General features: G+C 69.0%; 21 protein-coding genes. 12 read left to right on the top strand and 9 right to left on the bottom strand.

Annotation, left to right across the window (positions count from 1 at the left end; all coding sequences use genetic code 11):
• Positions 1 to 119: 119 nt before the first annotated feature.
• From ACLJOO_RS42445 to ACLJOO_RS42430, 4 genes are read left to right on the top strand one after another with little or no spacing between them, the layout of a single operon-like run.
• Positions 120 to 956: an MIP/aquaporin family protein gene (locus tag ACLJOO_RS42445; protein ID WP_410794016.1), complete on the top strand. Its 837-nt coding sequence runs from the start codon at positions 120 to 122 to the stop codon at positions 954 to 956.
• Positions 957 to 1,010: 54 nt separating this feature from the next.
• Entirely contained in the window at positions 1,011 to 2,528 is a 1,518-nt protein-coding gene (gene glpK, locus ACLJOO_RS42440; RefSeq protein WP_410794014.1) for a glycerol kinase GlpK, read from the top strand.
• Positions 2,529 to 2,562: 34 nt separating this feature from the next.
• Entirely contained in the window at positions 2,563 to 4,275 is a 1,713-nt protein-coding gene (locus ACLJOO_RS42435) for a glycerol-3-phosphate dehydrogenase/oxidase (protein WP_410794013.1), read from the top strand.
• 54 nt (positions 4,276 to 4,329) lie between these two features.
• Entirely contained in the window at positions 4,330 to 5,010 is a 681-nt protein-coding gene (locus tag ACLJOO_RS42430) for a hypothetical protein (protein ID WP_410794011.1), read from the top strand.
• 143 nt (positions 5,011 to 5,153) lie between these two features.
• On the opposite strand, the gene glpK (ACLJOO_RS42425) is transcribed toward ACLJOO_RS42430, so the two are convergent.
• The 5 genes from glpK (ACLJOO_RS42425) to ACLJOO_RS42405 all read right to left on the bottom strand — a co-directional run bounded on the left by glpK (ACLJOO_RS42425) (position 5,154) and on the right by ACLJOO_RS42405 (position 11,763).
• Positions 5,154 to 6,671: a glycerol kinase GlpK gene (gene glpK / locus ACLJOO_RS42425; protein WP_410794010.1), complete on the bottom strand. Its 1,518-nt coding sequence runs from the start codon at positions 6,669 to 6,671 to the stop codon at positions 5,154 to 5,156.
• Positions 6,672 to 6,702: 31 nt separating this feature from the next.
• On the bottom strand, positions 6,703 to 7,455 hold the full coding sequence (locus ACLJOO_RS42420) for an IclR family transcriptional regulator (protein WP_410794009.1): 753 nt from the start codon (positions 7,453 to 7,455) through the stop codon (positions 6,703 to 6,705).
• 84 nt (positions 7,456 to 7,539) lie between these two features.
• Positions 7,540 to 10,062 carry an ABC transporter permease gene (locus ACLJOO_RS42415; RefSeq protein WP_410794008.1) on the bottom strand — a complete coding sequence of 841 codons (2,523 nt, stop codon included), beginning with the start codon at positions 10,060 to 10,062 and terminating at the stop codon, positions 7,540 to 7,542.
• Positions 10,062 to 10,826, bottom strand: a complete 765-nt coding sequence (locus ACLJOO_RS42410) for an ABC transporter ATP-binding protein (RefSeq protein WP_327635073.1) — start codon at positions 10,824 to 10,826, stop codon at positions 10,062 to 10,064. Before ACLJOO_RS42410 ends, ACLJOO_RS42415 begins: the two co-directional genes overlap by 1 nt.
• A gap of 49 nt (positions 10,827 to 10,875) precedes the next feature.
• Positions 10,876 to 11,763: a RecB family exonuclease gene (locus ACLJOO_RS42405; protein WP_410794006.1), complete on the bottom strand. Its 888-nt coding sequence runs from the start codon at positions 11,761 to 11,763 to the stop codon at positions 10,876 to 10,878.
• A gap of 128 nt (positions 11,764 to 11,891) precedes the next feature.
• Here ACLJOO_RS42405 and ACLJOO_RS42400 point away from each other — a divergent pair, with 128 nt between their 5' ends.
• From ACLJOO_RS42400 to ACLJOO_RS42380, 5 genes are all read left to right on the top strand, one after another.
• Positions 11,892 to 12,752, top strand: coding sequence for an intradiol ring-cleavage dioxygenase (locus ACLJOO_RS42400; protein WP_410794005.1), 861 nt, complete (start codon positions 11,892 to 11,894; stop codon positions 12,750 to 12,752).
• Between the two features lie 35 nt (positions 12,753 to 12,787).
• Positions 12,788 to 13,942 carry a M50 family metallopeptidase gene (locus ACLJOO_RS42395; RefSeq protein ID WP_410794003.1) on the top strand — a complete coding sequence of 385 codons (1,155 nt, stop codon included), beginning with the start codon at positions 12,788 to 12,790 and terminating at the stop codon, positions 13,940 to 13,942.
• A 51-nt stretch (positions 13,943 to 13,993) separates the two neighbouring features.
• Positions 13,994 to 14,944, top strand: a complete 951-nt coding sequence (locus ACLJOO_RS42390; protein WP_410794001.1) for a tRNA (adenine-N1)-methyltransferase — start codon at positions 13,994 to 13,996, stop codon at positions 14,942 to 14,944.
• A gap of 100 nt (positions 14,945 to 15,044) precedes the next feature.
• Positions 15,045 to 16,790, top strand: a complete 1,746-nt coding sequence (gene arc, locus ACLJOO_RS42385) for a proteasome ATPase (RefSeq protein WP_410793999.1) — start codon at positions 15,045 to 15,047, stop codon at positions 16,788 to 16,790.
• 132 nt (positions 16,791 to 16,922) lie between these two features.
• Complete coding sequence (locus ACLJOO_RS42380; RefSeq protein ID WP_410793998.1) at positions 16,923 to 17,261, top strand: hypothetical protein; 339 nt, start codon at positions 16,923 to 16,925, stop codon at positions 17,259 to 17,261.
• On the opposite strand, the gene ACLJOO_RS42375 is transcribed toward ACLJOO_RS42380, so the two are convergent.
• The 4 genes from ACLJOO_RS42375 to ACLJOO_RS42360 all read right to left on the bottom strand — a co-directional run bounded on the left by ACLJOO_RS42375 (position 17,258) and on the right by ACLJOO_RS42360 (position 20,039).
• Positions 17,258 to 18,130, bottom strand: coding sequence for a hypothetical protein (locus tag ACLJOO_RS42375; protein WP_410793996.1), 873 nt, complete (start codon positions 18,128 to 18,130; stop codon positions 17,258 to 17,260). The genes ACLJOO_RS42380 and ACLJOO_RS42375 overlap by 4 nt on opposite strands.
• Positions 18,127 to 18,735 (bottom strand): RNA polymerase sigma factor, encoded by a 609-nt coding sequence (locus ACLJOO_RS42370; protein WP_410793994.1) that lies wholly within the window; start codon positions 18,733 to 18,735, stop codon positions 18,127 to 18,129. Before ACLJOO_RS42370 ends, ACLJOO_RS42375 begins: the two co-directional genes overlap by 4 nt.
• 72 nt (positions 18,736 to 18,807) lie before the next feature.
• On the bottom strand, positions 18,808 to 19,548 hold the full coding sequence (locus ACLJOO_RS42365; protein WP_410793992.1) for a phosphotransferase: 741 nt from the start codon (positions 19,546 to 19,548) through the stop codon (positions 18,808 to 18,810).
• Positions 19,545 to 20,039, bottom strand: a complete 495-nt coding sequence (locus ACLJOO_RS42360) for an NUDIX hydrolase (protein ID WP_410793990.1) — start codon at positions 20,037 to 20,039, stop codon at positions 19,545 to 19,547. The genes ACLJOO_RS42365 and ACLJOO_RS42360 overlap by 4 nt, the downstream gene beginning before the upstream one ends.
• A 73-nt stretch (positions 20,040 to 20,112) precedes the next feature.
• Here ACLJOO_RS42360 and dop point away from each other — a divergent pair, with 73 nt between their 5' ends.
• From dop to prcB, 3 genes are read left to right on the top strand one after another with little or no spacing between them, the layout of a single operon-like run.
• Complete coding sequence (dop, locus tag ACLJOO_RS42355; RefSeq protein ID WP_131461394.1) at positions 20,113 to 21,633, top strand: depupylase/deamidase Dop; 1,521 nt, start codon at positions 20,113 to 20,115, stop codon at positions 21,631 to 21,633.
• A gap of 55 nt (positions 21,634 to 21,688) precedes the next feature.
• Complete coding sequence (locus tag ACLJOO_RS42350; RefSeq protein WP_130448384.1) at positions 21,689 to 21,898, top strand: ubiquitin-like protein Pup; 210 nt, start codon at positions 21,689 to 21,691, stop codon at positions 21,896 to 21,898.
• An 8-nt stretch (positions 21,899 to 21,906) separates the two neighbouring features.
• Positions 21,907 to 22,749 carry a proteasome subunit beta gene (gene prcB, locus ACLJOO_RS42345; protein WP_410793987.1) on the top strand — a complete coding sequence of 281 codons (843 nt, stop codon included), beginning with the start codon at positions 21,907 to 21,909 and terminating at the stop codon, positions 22,747 to 22,749.
• Positions 22,750 to 22,763 lie beyond the last annotated feature (14 nt).

Here is a 22,763-nt window from a genome sequence, read left to right as displayed (position 1 = left end):
CAGCCGGGAGTCCGGCGGGCCGCGTTCGACAATGTCGAACGATGGGCGTTGTGCCGCCTCACGATCGCTCCTACATTCCAGCCAGCCGTGGTCGTCACGGCGGGGAAGGGAGGTTCGGTATGGCTACGACCGAAGCGGTCAAAGCGAAGACCCTTCTGGGGGAGTGTTCGGCGGAACTGGCGGGCACGTTCATCCTGATCCTGTTCGGCGTCGGCGTGGTGGCGCAGGTGGTGGCAGGCGGGATCGGGGACCACGACTCGATCGCGTGGGCGTGGGGTCTGGGCGTGACCCTGGGCATCTACACCGCGGGCCGGATGACCGGCGCACACTTGAACCCGGCGGTGACGATCGCGCTGGCGGCGTTCCGCGGGTTCAGCTGGAAGAAGGTGCTGCCGTACTCGGTGGCACAGTTCCTCGGGGCGTTCCTGGCGGCGCTCGTAGTTCGCTGGAACTACACCGAGGCGATCGGCAAGTTCGACCCCGGGCACACGATCAAGAGCCAGGGCATCTTCTCCACCCTGCCCGGCAACGGCAGCATGGATCTCGGCGTCCACATGTGGGGCGGCTTCCGGGACCAGATCATCGGTACGGCGATCCTCATGTTCGTGATCCTGGCGATCACCGACCTGCGCAACACCTCCCCGGCGGCGAACCTCGCGCCGTTCATCGTCGGCCTGCTGGTGGTCGGGATCGGGATGGCGTGGGGCACCAACGCCGGGTACGCGATCAACCCGGCCCGTGACTTCGGTCCCCGGGTCGCCTCGTTGATCACCGGGTACGGAGGAGCACTCAAGGATCAGTTCGGGGACTTGTATTTCTGGGTGCCGATCGTGGCACCGATCCTCGGCGCGCTGGTGGGCGCGTTCCTGTACGACCTGCTGGTCGGCCGGAACCTTCCGATCGCCGACGAGGACGAGGAGCCGGGGCGCATCCCGGAGGACAAGACCGCAGCATGACCATGCAGTCTCAGCAGTGTGAGCAGCGCGAGCAGCGTGAGGAGAGGACTTTCCATGGCTGACTTCGTCGGCGCCGTCGACCAAGGCACCACGAGCACCCGTTTCATGATCTTCGACCACTCCGGCAACGAGGTGGGCATCCACCAGTTGGAGCACGAGCAGATCCTGCCGCAGGCCGGCTGGGTCGAGCACAACCCGGTGGAGATCTGGGAGCGCACCAGCTCGGTGATCCAGACCGCGCTGGGCGCGCAGGGTCTGCAGGCGAGCGACCTGGCGGCGCTCGGCATCACCAACCAGCGCGAGACCGCGGTGGTGTGGAACCGCAAGACCGGCCGGCCGTACTACAACGCGATCGTCTGGCAGGACACCCGGACCGACCGGATCGCCTCCGCGCTGGAGCGCGAGGGCAAGGGCGACGTCATCCGGCAGAAGGCCGGCCTGCCGCCGGCGACGTACTTCTCGGCCGGCAAGGTGCAGTGGATCCTGGAGAACGTCGACGGCGTCCGGGCGGCGGCCGAAGCCGGTGACGCCGTGTTCGGCAACACCGACACCTGGCTCCTGTGGAACCTGACGGGCGGCGTGAACGGCGGCGTGCACATCACCGATGTGACGAACGCCAGCCGCACGATGCTGATGAACCTCGAGACCCTCGACTGGGACGACGAGCTGATCAGCTTCTTCGGCATCCCGCGGCAGATGCTGCCGGAGATCCGGCCGTCGTCGGACCCGAACATGTACGGCGAGACGCTCGCCAACGGTCCGCTGGCAGGCGTCGTACCGCTGACCGGCGACCTGGGTGACCAGCAGGCGGCGACTGTCGGTCAGGTGTGCTTCAACCCTGGTGAAGCGAAGAACACCTACGGCACCGGCAACTTCATGCTGCTGAACACCGGCACCGAACTGGTCCGTTCGAAGGCCGGCCTGCTCAGCACCATGTGCTACAAGTTCGGCGACGAGGCCCCGGTGTACGCGCTGGAGGGCTCGATCGCGGTCACCGGCTCCGCGGTGCAGTGGCTGCGGGACCAGCTCGGCATCATCTCCGGTGCGAGCGAGACCGAGACACTCGCCCGTCAGGTCGAGGACAACGGCGGCGTGTACTTCGTGCCCGCGTTCTCCGGCCTGTTCGCGCCGTACTGGCGGTCCGACGCCCGCGGAGCGATCGTGGGCCTGTCCCGGTTCAACACCAACGCGCACCTGGCGCGCGCAACACTGGAAGCGATCTGCTACCAGAGCAAGGACGTCGCGGACGCGATGGAGAAGGACTCGGGCGTGCGGCTCGACGTACTGAAGGTCGATGGCGGTGTGACGGCGAACGAGCTCTGCATGCAGATGCAGGCCGACATCCTCGGCGTACCGGTGAGCAAGCCGGTCGTCGCGGAAACCACGGCGCTCGGTGCGGCGTACGCGGCCGGCCTGGCCGTCGGGTTCTGGAAGACCAAGGACGAGCTGGTGCAGAACTGGAACGAGGACAAGCGGTGGAACCCGCAGTGGAACGACGAGCAGCGCACTCACGGGTACGCCGGGTGGCAGAAGGCCGTCCAGCGCACGCTTGACTGGGTCGACGTCGACTGATCAGCAAGATATCTAGCTCGGAAGGACGAACACAGTGGCTGTAGTGGCTCTGTCACCGCAAGCAAGGGCCGACGCGATCGACGCGCTGGCCGACGGACGCGAACTGGACGTCCTGGTGATCGGTGGCGGGGTGGTCGGCACCGGAGCGGCGCTCGACGCCGCGACCCGTGGTCTGACCACCGGACTGCTGGAGGCCCGCGACTTCGCGAGCGGCACCTCCAGCAGGTCCAGCAAGCTGATCCACGGCGGCCTGCGCTACCTGGAGATGCTCGACTTCCGGCTGGTGCACGAGGCGCTGCAGGAGCGCGGTCTGCTCCTGCAACGCCTGGCGCCGCACCTGGTGAAGCCGGTGCCGTTCCTGTACCCGCTGCAGCACCGCTGGTGGGAGCGGTTCTACGCCGGCGCCGGCGTCGCGCTGTACGACGGTATGGCGGTCAGCTCCGGTCTTGGCGCCGGACTGCCGATCCACCGGCACCTGACCCGGCGCGGTGCGATGCGGCTCGTGCCGTCGCTCAAGAAGTCCGCGCTGGTCGGCGCGCTGCAGTACTACGACGCGCAGGTCGACGACGCGCGGCACACGATGGAGCTCGCCCGGACCGCGGCGTCGTACGGCGCCTTCGTCGCCAACCGGGTCAAGGTCACCGGATTCCTGCGGCAGGGCGAACGGGTCACCGGCGTCCAGGCGAAGGACCTGGAGAGCGGGCACGAGTTCGAGGTCCGGGCCAAGCAGGTCGTCAACGCGACCGGCGTTTGGACCGACGACACGCAGGCGATGGTGGGGGAGCGCGGGCAGTACCACGTCCGCGCGTCGAAGGGCATCCACCTCGTCGTACCGAAGGACCGGATCCAGTCCAGCACCGGAATGATCCTGCGGACCGAGAAGTCCGTGCTGTTCATCATCCCGTGGGGCCGGCACTGGCTGATCGGCACCACGGACACCGACTGGCACCTGGACAAGGCACACCCGGCCGCGACGAGCAAGGACATCGAGTACCTGCTCGACCATGTGAACGCGGTCCTCACCACACCGCTCACCCGCGAGGACGTCGAGGGCGTGTACGCCGGTTTGCGGCCGCTGCTCGCCGGCGAGTCGGAGAGTACGTCGAAGCTGTCCCGCGAGCATGTCGTCGCGCACGCGGCGCCGGGTCTCGTAGTGGTTGCCGGTGGCAAATACACGACGTACCGGGTGATGGCCAAGGACGCGATCGACGCGGCCGCCGACGCGCTCGACGGACGGGTGCCGCGCAGCGTCACGAAGAACATCCCGCTGGTCGGTGCGGACGGCTACCAGGCGCTGTGGAACCAGCGGCACCTGATCGCGCAACGGTCCGGCCTGCACGTCGCGCGGATCGAGCACCTGCTGAACCGGTACGGCGCGCTGATCGACGAGGTGCTCGAGCTCGTCGCCGACGACCCGTCGCTGGGCGAGCAGCTGCCCGGTACGCAGGACTACCTGAAGGCCGAGATCGTGTACGGCGCGAAGGCCGAGGGCGCTCGTCACCTCGACGACATCCTGGCCCGGCGTACCCGGATCTCGATCGAGGCCTGGGACCGCGGCGTCGGCGCCGCCGAGGCAGCCGCCCGGCTGGTCGCGCCGATCCTCGGCTGGGACGAGGCGACGATCGACCGCGAGGTCTCTTTCTACACCCGCCGCGTCGAGTCCGAACGCGACTCCCAGGACCAGCCCGACGACGAGTCCGCCGACAAGGTCCGCCTCGAAGCCCCAGATATCGTCTCGCCGGCCTGACATCTGGACGCCGTCGTCCCTCCCGTGTCTTACTCGATGCGGGAGGGACGAACCATGGCGGGGGAGACGACACAGCTGGGCGGACAGTGGCGAACGCTGTCGATTACCGGCGGATCGGCCGGCGTAGCAGGTCTGCTGCTGGTCGCCGTGAGCCAGGCGCTGGTGCAGGTCGGCGGCGGCGAGCCGGCGTTCGACGCGTCCGGGGACGAGATCCTGCGGTTCCTCGAGGCCCGGCACGACTCGCTGTACGCGATCGGGACGTTCCTGGGCCTGCTCGCCGTACTGGCGCTGGCGTGTTTCGTCTCGGTGGTGTGCGTGGTCCTCCGCGAGGCGGAGGGCCGGCCCGCGTGGCGGTCGGCGTTCGCGTTCACGTCGGGCATCGCGTTCGTCGTACTGCTGATGAGTCCGGGCTGGGAACTGGCCGGGTACCGGACGGACGAGGGCGTCGACCCGCAGATCGCCCGGTACGCCTTCGACATGGGCAACCTGGGCTTCGCCAACGCCTGGGTGGCGCTGGCCGGATTCCTGGCCGCGGCCGGGTGGATCATCGTCGGTACGTCGCCGCTCCCGAGCTGGCTGGGCTGGGTCGCGATCGTGGCCGCGTTCGGGTTCCTGCTCGGACGCGCGTTCTGGACCACGTCCGTCTGGCTCGTCCCGTACGCGGTCTTCTGGATCTGGGTCGTTGCCCTCAGCATCTACCTGTTCCGCGGCCGGGTACCGGGAAGGGCCGGCTGAGACGGGCCCTCCCCGGTTACGGTCAGCCGATCGTCACCGTGTAATGCGCGCCGTCGACCCCAGGACGCTCAGCAGGCCATGTAGCAAGCGTTTGACAGTCACATCACGGCTGAAGTTCTTCGCTCCTGCCCGAAAGGGTTGCTTCAGAGATCTTGGTCCTCGGGGCGGATCCAGTTGAAGGTGCGTTGGACGGCGGCCTGCCAGTTCGCGTACTCGGTGGCGCGGCGGGCCGGGTCCATGTGCGGCATCCACTGGCCGGCGCGATGCCAGTTGCTGCGCAGGCCTTCCAGGTCTGGCCAGTACCCGACGGCCAGTCCGGCGGCGTACGCCGCTCCGAGCGAGACCGTCTCGGTCACCATCGGCCGGACCACGCGGACGTCGAGCAGGTCGGCGAGGAACTGCATCAGCAGGTTGTTGGCCGTCATCCCGCCGTCCACCTTCAACGCGGTCAGCGCGATCCCGGAGTCGGCGTTCATCGCGTCGACCACCTCGAGGGTCTGGAACCCGGTCGCCTCGAGGACGGCGCGGGCCAGGTGCCCCTTGGTGATGTAGCCGGTCAGCCCGGCGATCACGCCGCGCGCCTCGCTGCGCCAGTGCGGCGCGAACAGCCCGGAGAACGCGGGCACGATGTACGCGCCGCCGTTGTCCTCGACCGTCCGGGCCAGCGTCTCGATCTCGGCCGCGGTGTGGATCATCCCGAGCCCGTCCCGGAACCACTGCACGAGCGACCCGGTGACCGCCATCGAGCCTTCGAGCGCGTACGACGCCGGCTGGTCACCGATCTGGTACGCGACCGTCGTGAGCATCCCGTGCTTCGACCGGACGATCTCCTGCCCGGTGTGCAGCAGCAGGAACGACCCCGTGCCGTACGTGCACTTCGCCTCGCCCGCGCTGAAGCACGTCTGCCCGAACAGCGCCGCCTGCTGATCTCCGAGCGCCGCACCGATCCGGACCCCCGGGAGGACCTCGGTCGCGGTCGCGAACACCCCGGACGACGGGCGGATCTCGGGCAGGATCGCCCGCGGTACGTCGAACGCCTCGAGCAGTCTGTCGTCCCATTCGAGCGTTTCGATGTTCATCAGCATCGTCCGGCTCGCGTTCGTCACGTCGGTGGCGTGCAGTCCGCCGTTCGCGCCGCCGGTGAAGTTCCAGATCAGCCAGCTCTCCATCGTGCCGAACAGGATCTCGCCGCGCTCTGCGCGTTGCCGCAGACCGGGGGTGTGATCGAGCATCCACCGGATCCGCGGCGCCGAGAAGTACGTCGTCAGCGGGAGACCGCACAGCTCCGCGAACCGGTCAGGGCCCTCGCTGCCCGCCAGTTCGGTGACGAGCCGGTCCGTCCGGGTGTCCTGCCAGGTCACCGCGTGCCCGACCGGTCGGCCGGTGACGCGGTCCCAGAGCAGGCTGGTCTCGCGCTGGTTCGCGATGCCGATGGCAACGATCTGGGACGGCACGGCGCCGATCTGCTTGATTGCGGCCGGCACCACGCGGGTGACGTTGTTCCAGATCTCCCCGGCGTCGTGCTCGACCCAGCCCGGCCGGGGGAACAACTGGTGGTGCTCCCGTTGCGCCACCGACACCAGCCGCCCGCGCCGATCGAACAGGATGCAGCGGGTCGAGTTCGTGCCTTGGTCCACCGCAGCCACATATTGCTCGGCCATGTGCTTTACCCCCTCATCCGCGGATCCGGGGTCATGTGTCGTCCCGGAGGTCTCGGGCGATGGCGTCGGCGGTGGCGCGGACCATGCTGACGAGGTCGCCGCGGTGCCGCAGGCGGCTGTCGCAGATGCGCTCGATCCGGCCGGCGAGCCCGACCGCGCCGACGACCAGTCCGCCGAGTCCCCGGATCGGCGCCGCGATGCTCGCCAGTTCGATCGTGTGCTCCTCGAACTCGGTCGCCCACCCGCGCGCCCGGACCGTCGCGAGCTCTTCACCCAGCTGGACCGGGTCGGTGATGGTCCGCGTCGTGTAGGCCTCCAGGCTTCGCGGCCGGGCGCTGGTGTCGTACGCCAGCACGGCCTTGCCGAGCGCGGTCGCGTGCGGAGGCAGCGTCGTACCGACGTCGAGGTCCTGGTCGCTGTCGTCGGGCCGGAAGACGTGGTGCACGACCTCGACCTTGCCCTCGACGAGGCGGCCGACGCGCACCACCTCGCCGCTGCGGGACGCGAGCGAGTCGGCCCAGTTGATCGCGCGGCTGCGGAGCTCGTTCGGGTCGAGGTAGCTCTCGCCGAGCCGCCCGAACGCGTCGCTCAGGTGGTAGTGCGCGCCGCTGCGGTCCTGTTCGACGAAGCCGACCTGGTGCAGCGTCCGGAGGATCCCGTGCACGGTCGTCTTCGCCAGGCCGAGCGCGTTGCCGAGGTCGGCGACCCCCAACCCGTCAGGCGCGGCGGCGAGCAGTCGCAGCACCGCCGCGGCCCGTTCGATCGACTGCACGGTCCCCGGCACACCGGCAGGCTACCTGTGAATCACTGGTCTGGCTCCACCTCACGCGTCATGCCGAGCCGTGACCTGAACCGATCACCCGAACAGTCACTCTGAAGCGATCGCTTGCAGTACGTCGAGCCGGGCTGCGCGACGTGACGGCCAAACCGCGGCCAGTACACCGAACACGATCGCGAGCACGACCGCGATCACCAGCTGCAGCACCGGGATGTCACGGACCGCGAGGCCGTTGTCCACCATCGCCGACTGCACCGCGACCGCGAACGCGACGCCGATCGCCAGGCCGAGGAATGCGCCGAGCAAGGTGATCGCGATCGACTCGACCCGGAGCATCCGGCTGAGCTGCGGCCGGTCCATCCCGATCGCGCGCAGCAGCCCGATCTCCCGGGTCCGCTCGACCACGCCGAGTGCAAGCGTGTTCACGATGCCGAGCAGCGCGATCAGGATCGCCATCGCGAGCAGGAACCCGACCGCGACCAGTACGCCGTTCACGGGCTCCCGCGCCACCGCCGCATACGCCTCCTGGTCGCGGACCTCGATCGTCGGGTAGTCCTTCCGCAGCTGGTCCAGGATCCCGGTCCGGACCTGTGCCACCTGGTTGCCCTTGGCAACTTCGACGTACAGCAGGTTGTCGCTCGGCGACCCGCCGATGGTCTCGTACGTCGGGAGCGACACGACGATCGCGTTGAGCTGCCGGTTCGGGGCGAGGACCCCGCCGACCGTCAGGCGATGGGTGCCGTTCGTGGTCTTCAGGTCGAACGGCTTGCCGACGGTGAGCTTCAGGGTCTTGGCGAGGTTGCGGGGGAGGATCGCCTGGCCGGCGGCGAGCGCCGCGGCGGAGCCGGCGTCGAACCTGGTCGTGACGGGACCGGCCAGCGTGCCGTCGCTGACCCCGGTGACCTGGACGTTCGTCCTGCCGACCTCGCCGGACTGCTGCCGGACGCGCTGCACGGACTGGACGCCCGGAACCTTCGCGGTCCGGTCGCCGACCTCGGTGCTGAAACTGGGGGTGCCGTCGTTCGTGATCAGGATCTCGGCGGTGCCGAGCGCGTCGACCAGGCTCTTGTCGATCGACGCCTTCACCGAGGCGCCGATCACCAGCAGGCCGCTGATCAGCCCCACGGAGATCATCAGCGCGGACGCGGTGGCCGACGTACGGCGGGGGTTCCGCTCGGCGTTGCGGCGGCCGAGGGTGACGGGCGCCTTGCGACCGAACGGGTACATCAGCGCGCGGACGACGTACCGGCTGATGATCGGGTTGAGCATCACGATCGCGAGGACGGCGGTGCCGGTGCCGAGCGTGATCAGGACGGTGCCGGGGAGCCCGCCGGTGCCGACTCCGATGCCGAAGAAGAGGACGGCCATCAGCAGCATGAAGGCGCCGATCAGCATCCGGACGAGCAGTGAGCGTTCCGGGACGTGGACGTCGTCGCGCATCGCGGCGACCGGTGGGAGCTTCCCGGCGCGGCGGGCGGCGGGGGCCGCGGCGGCGACCGTCACGCCGATACCGATCAGGTAGCAGACGACGATCGTGGTCGGTGTGACCTGCAGCGACGCGGTCGGGATGCGCAGGTCGAGCAGCTCGTAGCCGAACCGGATCCCGGAGGCCACGCCGATGCCCACCAGCAGACCGAGCGTCGCTCCGACGAAGCCGATGATGACGCTCTCGGCGAGCACCGTGCCGGTGATCTGGCCGCGGGACGCACCGATCGCGCGGAGCATCGCGAGCTCCCGGGACCGTTGCGCGACGACCATCGCGAACGTGTTGACGATCAGGAACCCGCCGACGAAGAGCGCGAGGCCGGCGAAGAGGAGCAGCACGGTGCCGAACCCGCCGAACGTGTTGTCCAGGTCGTGTTCGCCGTCGCTCGTGACCTGCTTCGCGGTCCGGACCTTGACCGAGTCGCCGATGGTGTCCGCGATCGCCTTGCTGACCGCGTTCGCGTCGGAACCCGGCTTGAGCGAGACCGTGATCGACGTCCAGCCGGGCTTGCCGAGCAGCAGGAGCTGAGCGGTCGCGCCGTCGAAGCTGACCAGCGGCGCGCCGGCCGCCGCACCGGCCTGCGCGGGAGTCGTGGTCGCGGTGAGCGTCGCGGTGACGGCCCGGGTCGGCGTGACGATCCGGACCTGGTCACCGACGTGGTAGCCCGCGCGGCTCGCGGTCGACTCGTCGAGCGCGAGCTGGCCGCCGCCCCAGGGTGCTGTGCCGTCGACGACCTTGAACGGCGCCGCAGCGGGGTCTCGCGGCCAGGCGGCGCCGAAGGACGTCAGACCGTAGTTCTCCAGCGGCTTGCCGTCCGGGCCGAGGATCTGCACGTTGCTGACCAGGAGCTGCGGGACCGCGGCAGCCACTCCGGGTACGGCGGCGATGCGGTCGACGAGGTCGATCTGGAAGGTCGCGGGGCGGTCCGTACCGGTCTCGATCGGGGACGCCGGCGTGACGGTGACGTCCGCAGTACTGACCGCGAAGTTCTTCTTCAGCGCTGTGGACAGGCTGTCGGTGAAGACCATCGCGCCGCCGGCGAACGCGACGCCGAGGGTGACGGCGAGCGTGCACAGCACGAAGCGGAGCCGGTGCGCGAGCACCGAACGGAGGCCGAGCTTGAACATCAGCCGGCCAGCTCGCCCGCGGTCTCGTGCCGGGCTTCCAGCTGCTTCATGGCGTCGAGGACGGACTCCGCGGTCGGGTCGACCAGCTCGGACTGCAGCTGCCCGTCGGCCAGGAACAGGACGCGGTCGGCGTACGACGCGGCCGTCGGGTCGTGGGTGACCATCACGACGGTCTGGTTGAACTCCCGCACCGAGCGATGCAGGAAGTCGAGGACGTCGCCGGAGGACCGCGAGTCGAGGTTGCCGGTCGGCTCGTCGGCGAACACCACGTCCGGGCGGGAGACCAGCGCGCGGGCGCAGGCCACCCGCTGCTGCTGGCCGCCGGACAGCTCGGACGGCTTGTGGCGGAGGCGGTCCATCAGGCCGATCGTGTCGACGACCGTGGTCAGCCAGTCCTGGTCGGGTTTGCGGCCGGCCAGGTCGAGGGGGAGCGTGATGTTCTCCAGCGCGGATAGCGTCGGGACCAGATTGAACGCCTGGAACACGAAGCCGATCCGGTCGCGGCGCAGGTGCGTGAGCTGCTTCTCCGGCAGCGTGGTCAGGTCGACGTCACCGAGGAAGACCTTGCCCTCGGACGGCTTGTCCAGGCCCGCGAGACAATGCAGGAGCGTCGACTTGCCGGAGCCCGACGGCCCCATGATCGCGGTGAACCGGCCTTTCCCGAAGTCCGCGCTCACACCGGCCAGCGCATCCACCTGCGTGAGGCCACCGCCGTACCGCTTCCAGACGCCGGTCGCTCGCACCGCCACATCGCCCACACTCATGCGACGAACCGTATCCACCCAGGGTTCCTCCACTGGGCCGAGGGCGGGCCTAACCGTCGACTGTGATCAGGTCTATGCCTGCCGACTCCGCGGCGACCTCCTCCACCGAGCGGGTGGGGAGTGGTGGGGGTGTGCCGCCCCAGGCCGGGCAGATGGGCTTGTGGTCGCACCAGTCGCAGAGCGGGCCTGGGCTAGGGCGCCAGTCGCCGGAGTCGAGGGCTCTGGTGATCGCGACCCACAGTGCGGAGACCTTGCGTTCGCAGGCGCGCAGGTCGGCCTCGTCCGGGACGTAGCGGACGATCTCGCCGTTGCCGAGGTAGACCAGTTGCAGCATCGCCGGCACCACGCCGCGCAGCTTCCACAGCACCAGCGCGTAGAACTTCATCTGGAACAGCGCCTTCGCCTCGAAGAACTCCGACGGCGAGCGACCGGTCTTGTAGTCGACCACCCGGATCTCTCCGGTCGGCGCCACGTCGAGTCGGTCGACGTACCCGCGCAGCACCAGACCGGAGTCCAGCGCGGTCTCGACGTACAGCTCCCGCTCGGCTGGCTCCAGCGCGTTCGGGTCTTCGAGCGCGAAGTACTTGCCGAGCAGTTGGTGCGCCTCGGCCAACCACTTCGCGAGCTCCTCGCCGTCCGCGTCCTCCGCGAACAGCTCCGCGACCTCCGGCTCCTCCTCCAGCAGTCGTTGCCACTGCGGCTCGAGCATCTGCGCCGCCTGCTCCAGCGTCCGCTCGCCACGCGGCAGGTCGAACAGCCGCTCGAGCACCGCATGCACGACGGTCCCGCGGACGGCGGCCGCCGACGGCTTCTCCGGCAGCCGGTCGACGACGCGGAACCGGTACTTCAGCGGGCAGCTCATGAAGTCCGCGGCCCGGGACGGCGACAACGCCCCGCGTGGATGCACGTGCGGATCGACAGCTGCTGCAGCGCTCATGGTCCAAACCCTAGGCACAACCACCGACAGTTCGCCCGCCCCCACCCCGAGCCTGTGGAAAACCGCCTCACAGGAAACTCCCAGCAGACTCACGGCAGTCCATCGGGCCGCGTTGTCATGCTCGACACATGACGCCACCGACCCAGCCACCCACTCAGCCGCCGCCGAACCACGAGCGCGGTCTCGAGTACGACCTCGCGACCCTGCACCGCCGCCGCTTCCTCGGCCTCTTCACGGCCGCCGGCCTCGCCGCCGTCGCCGGTTGCACGACGGACGACAGTACGACGACGAGCACGCCGAGCAGCACGTCGACGAGCGCTACGCCGTCAACCAGCTCGAGCGCGACAACCGATGCCTCCATCGACGTGGACGAGATCCCGCAGGAGACCGGCGGACCGTACCCGGGCGACGGCTCGAACGGACCGAACGTCCTCACCCAGTCCGGCATTGTCCGCAGCGACATCACCAAGTCGTTCGGCTCCGCGTCCGGCGTCGCCACCGGCTTACCGCTGACCGTCGAGCTCACCGTCGTCGACGCCGACCAGGACAAGGCCATCGAAGGCGCCGCCGTCTACCTCTGGCACTGCGACGCCCAGGGCCGGTACTCGCTGTACTCCGACGGCGTGACGAACGAGAACTACCTCCGCGGCGTCCAGGCCGCGGACGGCTCCGGCAAGGTCACCTTCACCACGATCTTCCCGGCCGCGTACATGGGCCGCTGGCCGCACATCCACTTCGAGGTCTACGCCAGCGCGGCCGAAGCCACCAAAGCAGGCCAGATCGTTCGCACCTCGCAGCTCGCTCTCCCGAAGGACGTCTGCACCACTGTCTACGCCACGGACGGGTACGACGGCAGCGCGCGGAACCTGAGCCAGACGTCGCTCGAGGACGACAACGTGTTCGGCGACGACGACGGCGTACACCAGCTCGCGACCGTCACCGGAGACGTCTCCAGCGGGTACGTCGCCACGCTGACGGTGGGTGTGTAGCAGCGAGTTAACACCGGCCAAGTAGCGTTGGGTTGATGCCAGACTCGCGTGACCCTCAGAACCCCGCCCAGCCGGCCGGTCCACCACCGCCCGGAACGTGGGTGCTGGGGCGCGTCCGCGGCATCCGGCTGACTATGCGTTTCACCTGGTTGCCGGTGGCGATGCTGCTCGCGATCGGCTTCGCCGCGATCATCGGGCAGCAGTTCCCGGAGCTCGGCGGCTGGCGGTACGTCGCCGCGTTCGCGTTCGTCGTCGCGTTCACGGTGTCGATCCTGATCCACGAGCTCGCGCACGCGCTGATGGCGATGCGGTTCGGCATCGGGGTCTCGGAGATCAACCTCGGCTTCTTCGCGGCCGGCACCCACATCGAGGGCGAGCGCAAGTCACCGCTCGAGGAGTTCGCGGTCTCGGTCGTCGGCCCAATCGCGTCGCTGATCGTCGGTGGCCTCGCGTACCTCGGGTCCCGCGCCTTCGACGAGGCCGTCGGGTACGTCGCCCTGTGGGAGCTCGGCGTCGCCAACCTGATCGTCGGCGTCACGAACCTGCTGCCCGGCCTGCCGCTGGACGGCGGCTGGGTGCTGCGCGCGATCGTCTGGAAGTTCACCGGCAACATGCACACCGGCACGATCGCGGCCGCGTGGGCCGGGCGGATCCTCGCGATGGCGGTGCTGGCGCTCCCGGTGCTGCTCGAGGAGATCTGGGGCCGGCAACCCTCGATGGTCGACTTCCTGATCGCCCTGCTGGTTGGCTTCTTCCTCTGGTCCGGCTCGACCGCGTCCCTGATGCAGGCCCGTCTGCGGCGCAAGCTGCCCGCCCTCCAGGTCCGGACGATGGCCCGTCGCGCCATCGCCGTACATTCCGGTACGCCGCTCGCGGAGGCCGTCCGGCTCGCGGGCGAGTCGCATGCCGGGGCGGTCGTGGTGATCGACGGCGACGGCAAGCCGCACGCGCTGGTGTCCGAGACCGCGGTCGCCGCGGTCGCCCCGAACCAGCGCCCGTGGACCACGGTCAGCGAGGTCTCCACCCGGATCGGCGCGGGCCACATCATCGGCGTCAACGACACCGGCGAGGAGATCCTCGCCACACTCCGTGAGCACCCCGCCTCGGAGTACCTGGTCCTGGACGCCGACGGCGGCGTGTACGGCGTGCTCGCGACCGCCGACGTAGAACGCGCTTTCAGAGGTCGTTGAACAGCCGCTGATTCTTCGGTTCCGGTGACCGAAAGTTAAGGTGAGCGCCTTATGGCTGACTTGCGCGACTTTCCCGACCAGGCGTTCTCCGGGGTCCATCACGGACCGCTGCAGGAGGGCGAGTGGATCACCCTGCAGGACTCCAAGGGCCGCCGGCACTCGGTCAAGCTGGAGCGCGGGAAGACCTTCCACACCACCAAGGGCGGGATCGAGCACGACCAGCTGATCGACGGCCCGGACGCCGTGGTGATCAGGTCCAAGGGCAACGTCGAGTACCTGGCGCTGCGGCCGCTGATGGCCGACTACTCGGTCTCGATGCCGCGCGGCGCCGCGGTGATCTATCCGAAGGACACCGCGCAGATCGTCACGATGGCCGACATCTTCCCGGGCGCGAAGGTGGTCGAGGCGGGCGCCGGTTCCGGCGCGCTGACCACCGCGCTGCTGCGGGCGGTCGGGATCCACGGCCAGGTGATCTCGTTCGAGCGCCGCGACGACTTCGCCGAGGTCGCGCGGAAGAACGTGACCGGTTTCTTCGGCGGCGAGCACCCGGCCTGGCGGCTCGAGGTCGGCGACCTGGTCGAGAAGCTCAACGAGCAGGACGTCGACCGTGTCGTCCTCGACATGCTCGCGCCATGGGAGTGCGTTGACGTCGTCGCTGAGGCACTTTCACCCGGGGGTGTGTTCTGTGCCTACGTGGCCACCACAACGCAGCTGAGCCGCGTTGTGGAGACGCTGAGGGCACACGGCGAGTTCACCGAGCCGCGCGCGTGGGAGTCTCTCGTGCGAGACTGGCATGTAGAGGGTCTCGCCGTCCGTCCGGGCCACCGGATGCAAGGACATACGGCCTTCCTGGTCACCGCCCGGAGGATGGCGCACGGGGTGCAGGCACCCCGGAAGAAGCGCCGTCCGGCACCGGGCGCGTACGGCGACGACTACGCCGGTCCGCGCCGCGCGGAGCCGTCGTCCGAAGTATCCTCGGAAACTTCCGGCGACATGCCGTAGGCAACGGACTCCATCCGCAACCGACACGTGATGGGATTCAGCTTGCCCGGCGAGGTTTTCTGGGTAAGGTCCATAGGGTCGAGCCCCACATGGTGAGGTGATGATCGTGGCTGGAGACGAGAGTCCTACCGCGGCAGAACTGCGTAACCAGGTCCGGTACCTGGAGGCCGAAGTCGCGGCGTTGCGACGTCGGCTGCTCGAGCACCCGGCGGACAGCCGGTCGCTCGAGGGCAGGCTGTCCGAAACCCAGGCCTCCTTGGCGAGTGTCACCGCTCAGAACGAGCGGCTGGCGGACACGCTGCGGGAGGCGCGAGAGAAGATCATCGCCCTGAAGGAGGAGGTCGACCGGCTGGCGCAACCGCCGTCCGGTTTCGGCACCTTCCTCGGACGGAACGAAGACGACACGCTCGACGTGTTCACCGGCGGCCGGAAACTCCGGGTCGCGGCGAGCCCGTCGGTGGACCTGGACGCGCTCAAGCTCGGCCAGGAACTGATGCTGAACGAAGCACTCAACGTGGTCGAGGCCTGTGACTTCGAGGTCGTCGGCGACGTGGTGATGCTGAAGGAGCTGCTCGCCGACGGCGAGCGGGCGCTGGTGATCGCGCAGGCCGACGAGGAGCGCGTGGTGCGACTGGCGTCGCCGCTGCTCGACGTACCCCTGCGGGCCGGTGACTCGCTGTTGCTCGAGGCCCGCTCCGGATACGTGTACGAGAAGATCCCGAAGTCCGAGGTCGAGGAGCTGATCCTCGAAGAGGTCCCGGACATCGACTACACCCAGATCGGTGGCCTGTCCGGCCAGATCGAGCAGATCCGGGACGCGGTCGAGCTGCCGTACCTGCACAAGGACCTGTTCCTGGAACACGAGCTCAAGCCGCCGAAGGGCGTGCTGCTCTACGGTCCGCCCGGGTGCGGCAAGACGCTGATCGCGAAGGCGGTGGCGAACTCGCTGGCCAAGAAGGTCGCCGAGCGGACCGGGACCGAGGGCCAGAAGTCGTTCTTCCTGAACATCAAGGGCCCCGAGCTGCTGAACAAGTACGTCGGTGAGACCGAGCGGCACATCCGCCTGGTCTTCCAGCGGGCCCGGGAGAAGGCTTCCGAGGGTATGCCGGTGATCGTCTTCTTCGACGAGATGGACTCGCTGTTCCGCACCCGCGGATCCGGTGTGTCGTCGGACGTGGAGAACACCATCGTCCCGCAGCTGCTGAGTGAGATCGACGGTGTCGAGGGGCTGGAGAACGTCCTCGTCATCGGCGCCTCCAACCGCGAGGACATGATCGACCCGGCGATCCTGCGGCCCGGCCGGCTGGACGTGAAGATCAAGATCGAGCGCCCCGACGCGGAGGCGGCGCGGGACATCTTCTCGAAGTACCTGACCGCCAACCTGCCGCTGCACGTCGACGATCTGGGCGAGTTCAGCGGCGACCGGCAGGGTTGCGTGGACGGGATGATCCAGCGCACGGTCGAGCGGATGTACACCGAGGCCGACGAGAACCGCTTCCTCGAGGTCACCTACGCGAACGGTGACAAGGAGGTCCTGTACTTCAAGGACTTCAACTCGGGCGCGATGATCCAGAACATCGTCGACCGGGCGAAGAAGATGGCGATCAAGGCGTTCCTGGACGAGAACCAGAAGGGCCTGCGGGTGCAGCACCTGCTGCAGGCCTGCGTGGACGAGTTCAAGGAGAACGAGGACCTGCCGAACACCACCAACCCGGACGACTGGGCCCGGATCTCCGGCAAGAAGGGCGAGCGGATCGTCTACATCCGGACGCTCATCTCCGGCAAGCAGGGCACCGAACCTGGTCGCTCCATCGACACCGCGACCAACACGGGTCAGTACCTGTAACCAGCGCCGTACCTGGACCGCCCCCGGACATTGCGTCCGGGGGCGGTTCCGCTTGAGGGTAGGCCTAACCCCCGGTGTGATCGGGGGGTTTCCCCGATTGGTACGGCGGTTTTGCGGGCCTACCGTGCTGGTATGGCGACGGACGAGGTGCGGAAGGACCTGCGTGCTGCTGTGGCGGCGCGGCAGGAGCTGGGACCGGAGTACGAGGCTGAGATCATCGACAGCTTCCTGGAGAAGCTCGACGCGCGTGACCGGCACCGCGGCGCCGGCCTGCTGCCCGAGCCCGCGCCACGGCGGCACCCGAGCCGCGAGACCGACCCGGGCGGGCTCGCGTTGGCGATCGTGTCGATCGTCGCCGCGATCCCGATCACCGCGATCGCGGCCGGCATGATCGGCCCGTTCGGCGTCGTCATCTGCTGGGCCGGTCTCGTCGCGATCAACTTCGCCCGGACGATGGCCCGCCGCCGTTAACCGACCGGTACCGGCCGGCCCTGGGCATCGAAGGCGCGGACCTCGGTCTTGAGTCGCTGACCGACCGTGAACTTCCCGTTCGCCTGGACCTCGATATAGGCGAAGCCGCCGTCGACGACGCCGCTCGTCCACGGGCCGGCCTTCCCGCCCAGCACGTAGCGAGCCTCGACCTTGGCGACGTCCGGATGCGCCCGGTAGAGCCGCCACGCCTGCAACGTGGTGAGGTCGTTCGTGAAGTCGCCGTCCGTAGTGCCAAGCGTCACCAGACCGCGCTGCGCCGTGGGTTGGGTCCGCCAGGCCCTGTCCTCGACCCGCGCGACCGATCCGACCGCGCCGAGCTTGCCGCTCGGTGGCGTGCGCGTCAGGCAGAAGCGGTACCCGAGCTTGGCGGTGGAGGGCGCTCCTCCCGTCCCAGGCTTGCGACCGCGCGGGGTCCCGGTGGGCGGCGCAGCGGCGCCCTTCGTGTTCAGCGCCAGTGCGACCAGCGCGGTGCTGTCCTTGGTGATGCCCCGGACGTGACGGCTCCAGATGAGCTGGGCGGGACCCGCCTCATCCGGGAACTGGCAGTCGGCGACGATCTTGGCCACGTCGCCCTGCGGCACCGCGCCGAGGTCGACCCCGACCTTGGCCTCGGGCGAGGCGAGTGCCGACGTACCGGCCGCGCCCGGTTCGTCGGGCGAGTTCTGCGTGACGACCAGTGTGCCTGCGACCACGGCCGCGACGGCTCCGACGCCGACCATCGGGGCGACCCAGTGCCGGGCAGGGCGACGGGTGGCGGGCCGGGTCCGCTCCATCAGCTGGTTGCGCATCCGGGAGCGCTCGGCGGCGCTCAGCGGCGGAACGCGCGGCGGTTCGAGTTCGGTGTTCATGAGAGCTCCTCGTTGAGGGCGACCCGGGTGAGCAGGTCGGGGAAACGGCGACGGGTGCGGTGCAGCCGGGCCTTGACGGTCCCGATCGGTACGCCGAGGGCTTCCGCCGCCTCGGAGGTGGTCAGGCCGGACCAGACGACGAGCTCGAGCGTCTCGCGTTCGTGCCGGGGTAGCTTCGCGACGGCGCGACGGATCGCCGACATCCGGAGTTCGTCGTCCAGGCGGCGGGCGACGTCCGGCGCATGGTCGTCGTCGGGTGCGGGACCGGGCAGGCGATCGACGAGGTTCCGCAGGCGGTTCGCCGTCCGGGCCAGCGTCCGGCACTCGTTGCCGGCCACGACGAGGAGCCAGCCGCGAGCGCTCGGTCCGGTCAGCGGCCCCGGTGGATTGCGCTCGAACCGCCGCCAGGTGCTCAGGAACGTTGCCTGGACCACGTCGTCGGCGGTGCTCCAGGACGCGGTCCGCCGGAACGCGAACGCCCGTACGTCGTCGGCGTACCGGTCGAAGAGCTCGCCGAGGGCGAAATGGTCCCCGGCGCGCAACCGCTCCCACAGCTCCTGGTCCGAGCCCGGATCGCTCGCTGAACCGGCGCCCGCGGATCCCATCGACGGCTCCGTATCGTCAGTCAGGATGATCTTCACATCAGCTAATGACCGGCCGCCTGCCAAATGGTTGCATCACAGCACGGCGGCGATCTCCGCCAATCCGGTCTCGACGTCCTCGGGCAGGTCGAGGAGCAGGCCGCGATGGACGCCGTACCAGGGGGAGAGGCGTTCCCAGTCCTTGGAGCGTTCGACCAGGTCAGGAGTGGGTTGGTAGACCTCTCGTACGCCGGCGGCCACGGCCTCCGGTGCGCCGTTGAGGGGCCAGCAGAGGTCGAGGGCGGGGTCGCCGATGACGGCGTCGGTCCAGTCGATGATTCCGGTGATCTGTCCGTCGGTCATCAGGATGTGGTCCGGGCCGAGGTCGCAGTGAATCAAGGCGGTTCGGACGGTCGCCACGCGGTCCAGCAGCTCGGTCGCCGTGGTCCGGACCTCTGCCGGGAGCAACGGCACGATCTGGTCGCGGCACTCGCCCAGAAAGGCGGTCTTCTCGGCTGTGGCGGTCGCTGCGTCCAACGCGCCGTACGCCACGGCCTCTGCGGTGTCGACCGCGTGCAACGCCTTCAGGAAGGCACCCAGCGCGCGGCCGGCCTCGATGCCGCCGTCGGTGAAGGGTTCGCCGGGAAGCAGCAGGTGGCGTACGCCGTCAGTTGTCAGCTCAGGTACTGGGATGGGCAGCGGGAGCTGTGGCGCGAGCCACGGGAGGAGCGTCGCCTCGGCGAGCAGCCGCGGGCGCACCGCCGGGCGACGCGGTGCGCGGTGGATCCACGGCCCGTCGATCCAGGCGTGGCTGTCCCACCCTTCGAGGATCGTCATACCAAGCTCCGGACGTACGGACCGAGAAGGGCCAGCGCGTCCGGCATGAAGGACCACTCGTCGAACTTGGCCACGAGCTCGGCGGGCGACATCCACGCGCCCCACGCGACCTCTTCCGGCTGATGCCGCACCGGACCGTCCCAGACACAGGTGTACAGGTACGCGTGGTACCGCGTGTTCTCGTCGGCGTAGTCGTCCTCCGGCAACCGAGTCAGCTCCACGCCGGCGATCCCCAGCTCCTCGTCCAGCTCCCGTACGACGGCGTGAAACGGGTCCTCCCCGGCCGCGACAACCCCACCGGCGGCGAAGTCGTACCGGCTCGGGTACACGTCCTTGGTCGGCGTACGGCGATGCACGTAGATGTCGCCGGCCGTATTCCGGACGAGGACTCCGGTGGCGGAATGCCGCAGGTTGTCGCGCCGCATCACGGACCGTGGCGCGGAGCCGGTGACATGGTTGTCTTCGTCCAGGATCGCCACCAATTCGTCCACGCGCGCAGTCTCACACGTAACCCTGTGGACACGGCAACACCTTTAGCCGCCCGCACCGCGTAGGCTCGTTCGCATGAGTGTTCGGCGGATCATGGGTACCGAGACCGAGTTCGGGATCTCGGTGCCGGGCCAGCCCGGGGCCAACCCGATGCTGACCTCGAGCCAGGTGGTGAACGGCTACGCGCAGACGCAGCCGCTCGCGCGCAAGACCCGATGGGACTTCGACGAGGAGCACCCGCTGCGGGACGCGCGAGGATTCGACCTCAGCCGGGAGGTGGCGGACTCCAGCCAGCTCACCGACGAGGAGACCGGCCTGGCGAACGTGATCCTCACCAACGGCGCCCGGCTGTACGTCGACCACGCCCACCCGGAGTACTCCGCGCCCGAGACCACGAACCCGCGGGACGCGGTGGTGTGGGACAAGGCCGGCGAACTCGTGATCATGGAGGGCGCGCGGCAGGCCCGCCTGATCCCCGGGGCGCCGCAGCTGAACCTCTACAAGAACAACACCGACAACAAGGGCGCGTCGTACGGTTCGCACGAGAACTACCTGATGCGCCGGTCGACGCCGTTCGCGTCGATCGTGCGGCACCTGACGCCGTTCTTCGTGAGCCGTCAGGTGGTCACCGGCGCCGGCCGGGTCGGGATCGGCCAGGACGGCGCGGCGCACGGTTTCCAGATCAGCCAGCGGGCCGACTACTTCGAGGTCGAGGTCGGCCTGGAGACGACGCTGAAGCGGCCGATCATCAACACCCGCGACGAGCCGCACGCGAACCCGGACCGCTACCGCCGGCTGCACGTGATCATCGGCGACGCGAACCTGTCCGAGATCTCGACGTACCTGAAGGTCGGGACGACCTCGCTGGTGCTGGCGATGATCGAGGACGGCTGGCTCACCGACGACCTTGGCGTCGACCGGCCGGTGACCGCGCTGCACGAGGTGAGCCACGATCCGTCCTGCACGCACCTGCTGACGATGAAGGACGGTCGCAAGCTCACCGCCGTCCAGCTGCAGACGGAGTACCTGGAGCAGGCCCGCAAGTACGTCGAGGACAAGTACGGCGACGATGCGGACCGGCAGACCAAGGACGTGCTGCACCGCTGGGAGCAGGTGCTCGACCAGCTCGCCATCGACCCGATGAAGCTGTCCGACCAGCTCGACTGGGTCGCGAAGTACAAACTGCTCCAGTCGTACCGCGATCGCGACGGCCTGGAGTGGGACGACTCGAAGCTGCACCTGGTCGACCTGCAGTACGCCGACCTGCGCCCGGACAAGGGCCTGTATTACAAGTTGGTGAAATCCGGCCGGATGCAGCGGATCGTCACCGACGAGGAGATCCGGATGGCCGTCGCGCACCCGCCGACCGACACCCGGGCGTACTTCCGCGGCCGCTGCATGCAGCAGTACGCGCCGCAGGTCGCGGCCGCCTCCTGGGACTCGGTGATCTTCGACCTGCCCGGCAAGGAGTCGTTGCAGCGAATCCCTACTTTGGACCCGTTGCGGGGCACGAAAGCGCATGTCGGGGCACTTCTTGACCAATGCGACACCGCAAGTGACCTGGTTCGCACCATTACTGGGGGTGCCGCCGGGTAGGGTCGCTAGTGAGGGTCGGTTGGGCGGCCCTCCCAGCGGTTCTAGGAGGTGTGCCATGGCGAAGGACGGCGGTCAGCAGCACAAGCAGCCGAAGCGTTCGTCGACCGAGGAAGAGGTCGAGCAGGTCGAGGCGTCCGAGGACGTCCAGGAGCGGAAAGAACGGCTCGACGAGGACGTCGACTCGATCCTGGACGAGATCGACGAGGTCCTCGAGGAGAACGCCGAGGAGTTCGTCCGCGGATTCGTGCAAAAGGGTGGGGAGTGAACCGCTCGATGACATCTGATGCCTCCGGCCGGCTGCCGGAAGCCTTCCTGACCCCAGGCGGCTCGTCGTTCATGGACTTCCTGGCCGGGCACGCGCCCGACCTGTTGCCCGGACGACGGTCCCTGGGGCAGGGCGACCTGTCCAGCGAAGTCCCGCACGGTACGACGATCGTGGCCGCCACCTTCCCCGGTGGCGTGATCATGGCCGGCGACCGGCGGGCCACGATGGGCAACATCATCGCCCAGCGTGACATCGAGAAGGTGTTCCCCGCCGACGAGTACTCGGCGGTCGCGTTCGCCGGCTCGGCCGGCTTCGGGATCGAGATGGTCCGGTTGTTCCAGGTCGAGCTGGAGCACTACGAGAAGCTCGAGGGCGCCACCCTCAGCCTCGACGGCAAGGCCAACCGGCTCAGCGCGCTGATCCGCGGCAACCTGCCGATGGCGATGCAGGGCCTCACCGTGGTGCCGCTGTTCGCGGGCTACGACCCGGACATCAAGGGCGGCCGGATCTTCTCCTACGACCCGACCGGCGGTCGGTACGAGGAGACGCACTTCTACAGCGTCGGTTCGGGCTCGCTGTTCGCCCGCGGCGCGCTGAAGAAGCTGTACCGCGAGGACCTGTCCGAGACCGACTGCGCGACGGTGGCGATCCAGTCGCTGATCGACGCGGCCGACGACGACTCGGCGACCGGCGGCCCGGACATGCTGCGCCGGATCTTCCCGGTGGTCGGCGTGGTCACCGTGGACGGTTACCGGCGGCTGCCGGAGGACGAGGTGGCGGCGCTCGTCGACGCGGCCTGGGCCCAGCGGCACGAGCGTCCGGACGGCCCGGCCGCGGGTTCCCTGACCTGACCACCTGCCCGATC

This window comes from Kribbella sp. C-35 (genome assembly GCF_046549195.1).
In the GTDB taxonomy this organism is placed as follows: domain Bacteria; phylum Actinomycetota; class Actinomycetes; order Propionibacteriales; family Kribbellaceae; genus Kribbella.
The sequence above is the reverse complement of the archived record's forward strand: the minus strand, read 5'-3'. Positions and strand labels throughout refer to the sequence as shown.

Coding starts and splice junctions, on each gene's coding strand:
- ACLJOO_RS42375 (WP_410793996.1), bottom strand. CDS start 18,130: ATGAACACCGAACTCGAACCGCCGCGCGTTCCGCCGCTGAGCGCCGCC.
- ACLJOO_RS42430 (WP_410794011.1), top strand. CDS start 4,330: ATGGCGGGGGAGACGACACAGCTGGGCGGACAGTGGCGAACGCTGTCG.
- ACLJOO_RS42390 (WP_410794001.1), top strand. CDS start 13,994: ATGGCTGACTTGCGCGACTTTCCCGACCAGGCGTTCTCCGGGGTCCAT.
- ACLJOO_RS42405 (WP_410794006.1), bottom strand. CDS start 11,763: ATGAGCGCTGCAGCAGCTGTCGATCCGCACGTGCATCCACGCGGGGCG.
- ACLJOO_RS42415 (WP_410794008.1), bottom strand. CDS start 10,062: ATGTTCAAGCTCGGCCTCCGTTCGGTGCTCGCGCACCGGCTCCGCTTC.
- ACLJOO_RS42395 (WP_410794003.1), top strand. CDS start 12,788: ATGCCAGACTCGCGTGACCCTCAGAACCCCGCCCAGCCGGCCGGTCCA.
- ACLJOO_RS42445 (WP_410794016.1), top strand. CDS start 120: ATGGCTACGACCGAAGCGGTCAAAGCGAAGACCCTTCTGGGGGAGTGT.
- ACLJOO_RS42400 (WP_410794005.1), top strand. CDS start 11,892: ATGACGCCACCGACCCAGCCACCCACTCAGCCGCCGCCGAACCACGAG.
- ACLJOO_RS42365 (WP_410793992.1), bottom strand. CDS start 19,548: ATGACGATCCTCGAAGGGTGGGACAGCCACGCCTGGATCGACGGGCCG.
- glpK (WP_410794010.1), bottom strand. CDS start 6,671: ATGGCCGAGCAATATGTGGCTGCGGTGGACCAAGGCACGAACTCGACC.
- dop (WP_131461394.1), top strand. CDS start 20,113: ATGAGTGTTCGGCGGATCATGGGTACCGAGACCGAGTTCGGGATCTCG.
- prcB (WP_410793987.1), top strand. CDS start 21,907: ATGACATCTGATGCCTCCGGCCGGCTGCCGGAAGCCTTCCTGACCCCA.
- ACLJOO_RS42350 (WP_130448384.1), top strand. CDS start 21,689: ATGGCGAAGGACGGCGGTCAGCAGCACAAGCAGCCGAAGCGTTCGTCG.
- arc (WP_410793999.1), top strand. CDS start 15,045: ATGATCGTGGCTGGAGACGAGAGTCCTACCGCGGCAGAACTGCGTAAC.
- ACLJOO_RS42380 (WP_410793998.1), top strand. CDS start 16,923: ATGGCGACGGACGAGGTGCGGAAGGACCTGCGTGCTGCTGTGGCGGCG.
- glpK (WP_410794014.1), top strand. CDS start 1,011: ATGGCTGACTTCGTCGGCGCCGTCGACCAAGGCACCACGAGCACCCGT.
- ACLJOO_RS42410 (WP_327635073.1), bottom strand. CDS start 10,826: ATGAGTGTGGGCGATGTGGCGGTGCGAGCGACCGGCGTCTGGAAGCGG.
- ACLJOO_RS42370 (WP_410793994.1), bottom strand. CDS start 18,735: ATGGGATCCGCGGGCGCCGGTTCAGCGAGCGATCCGGGCTCGGACCAG.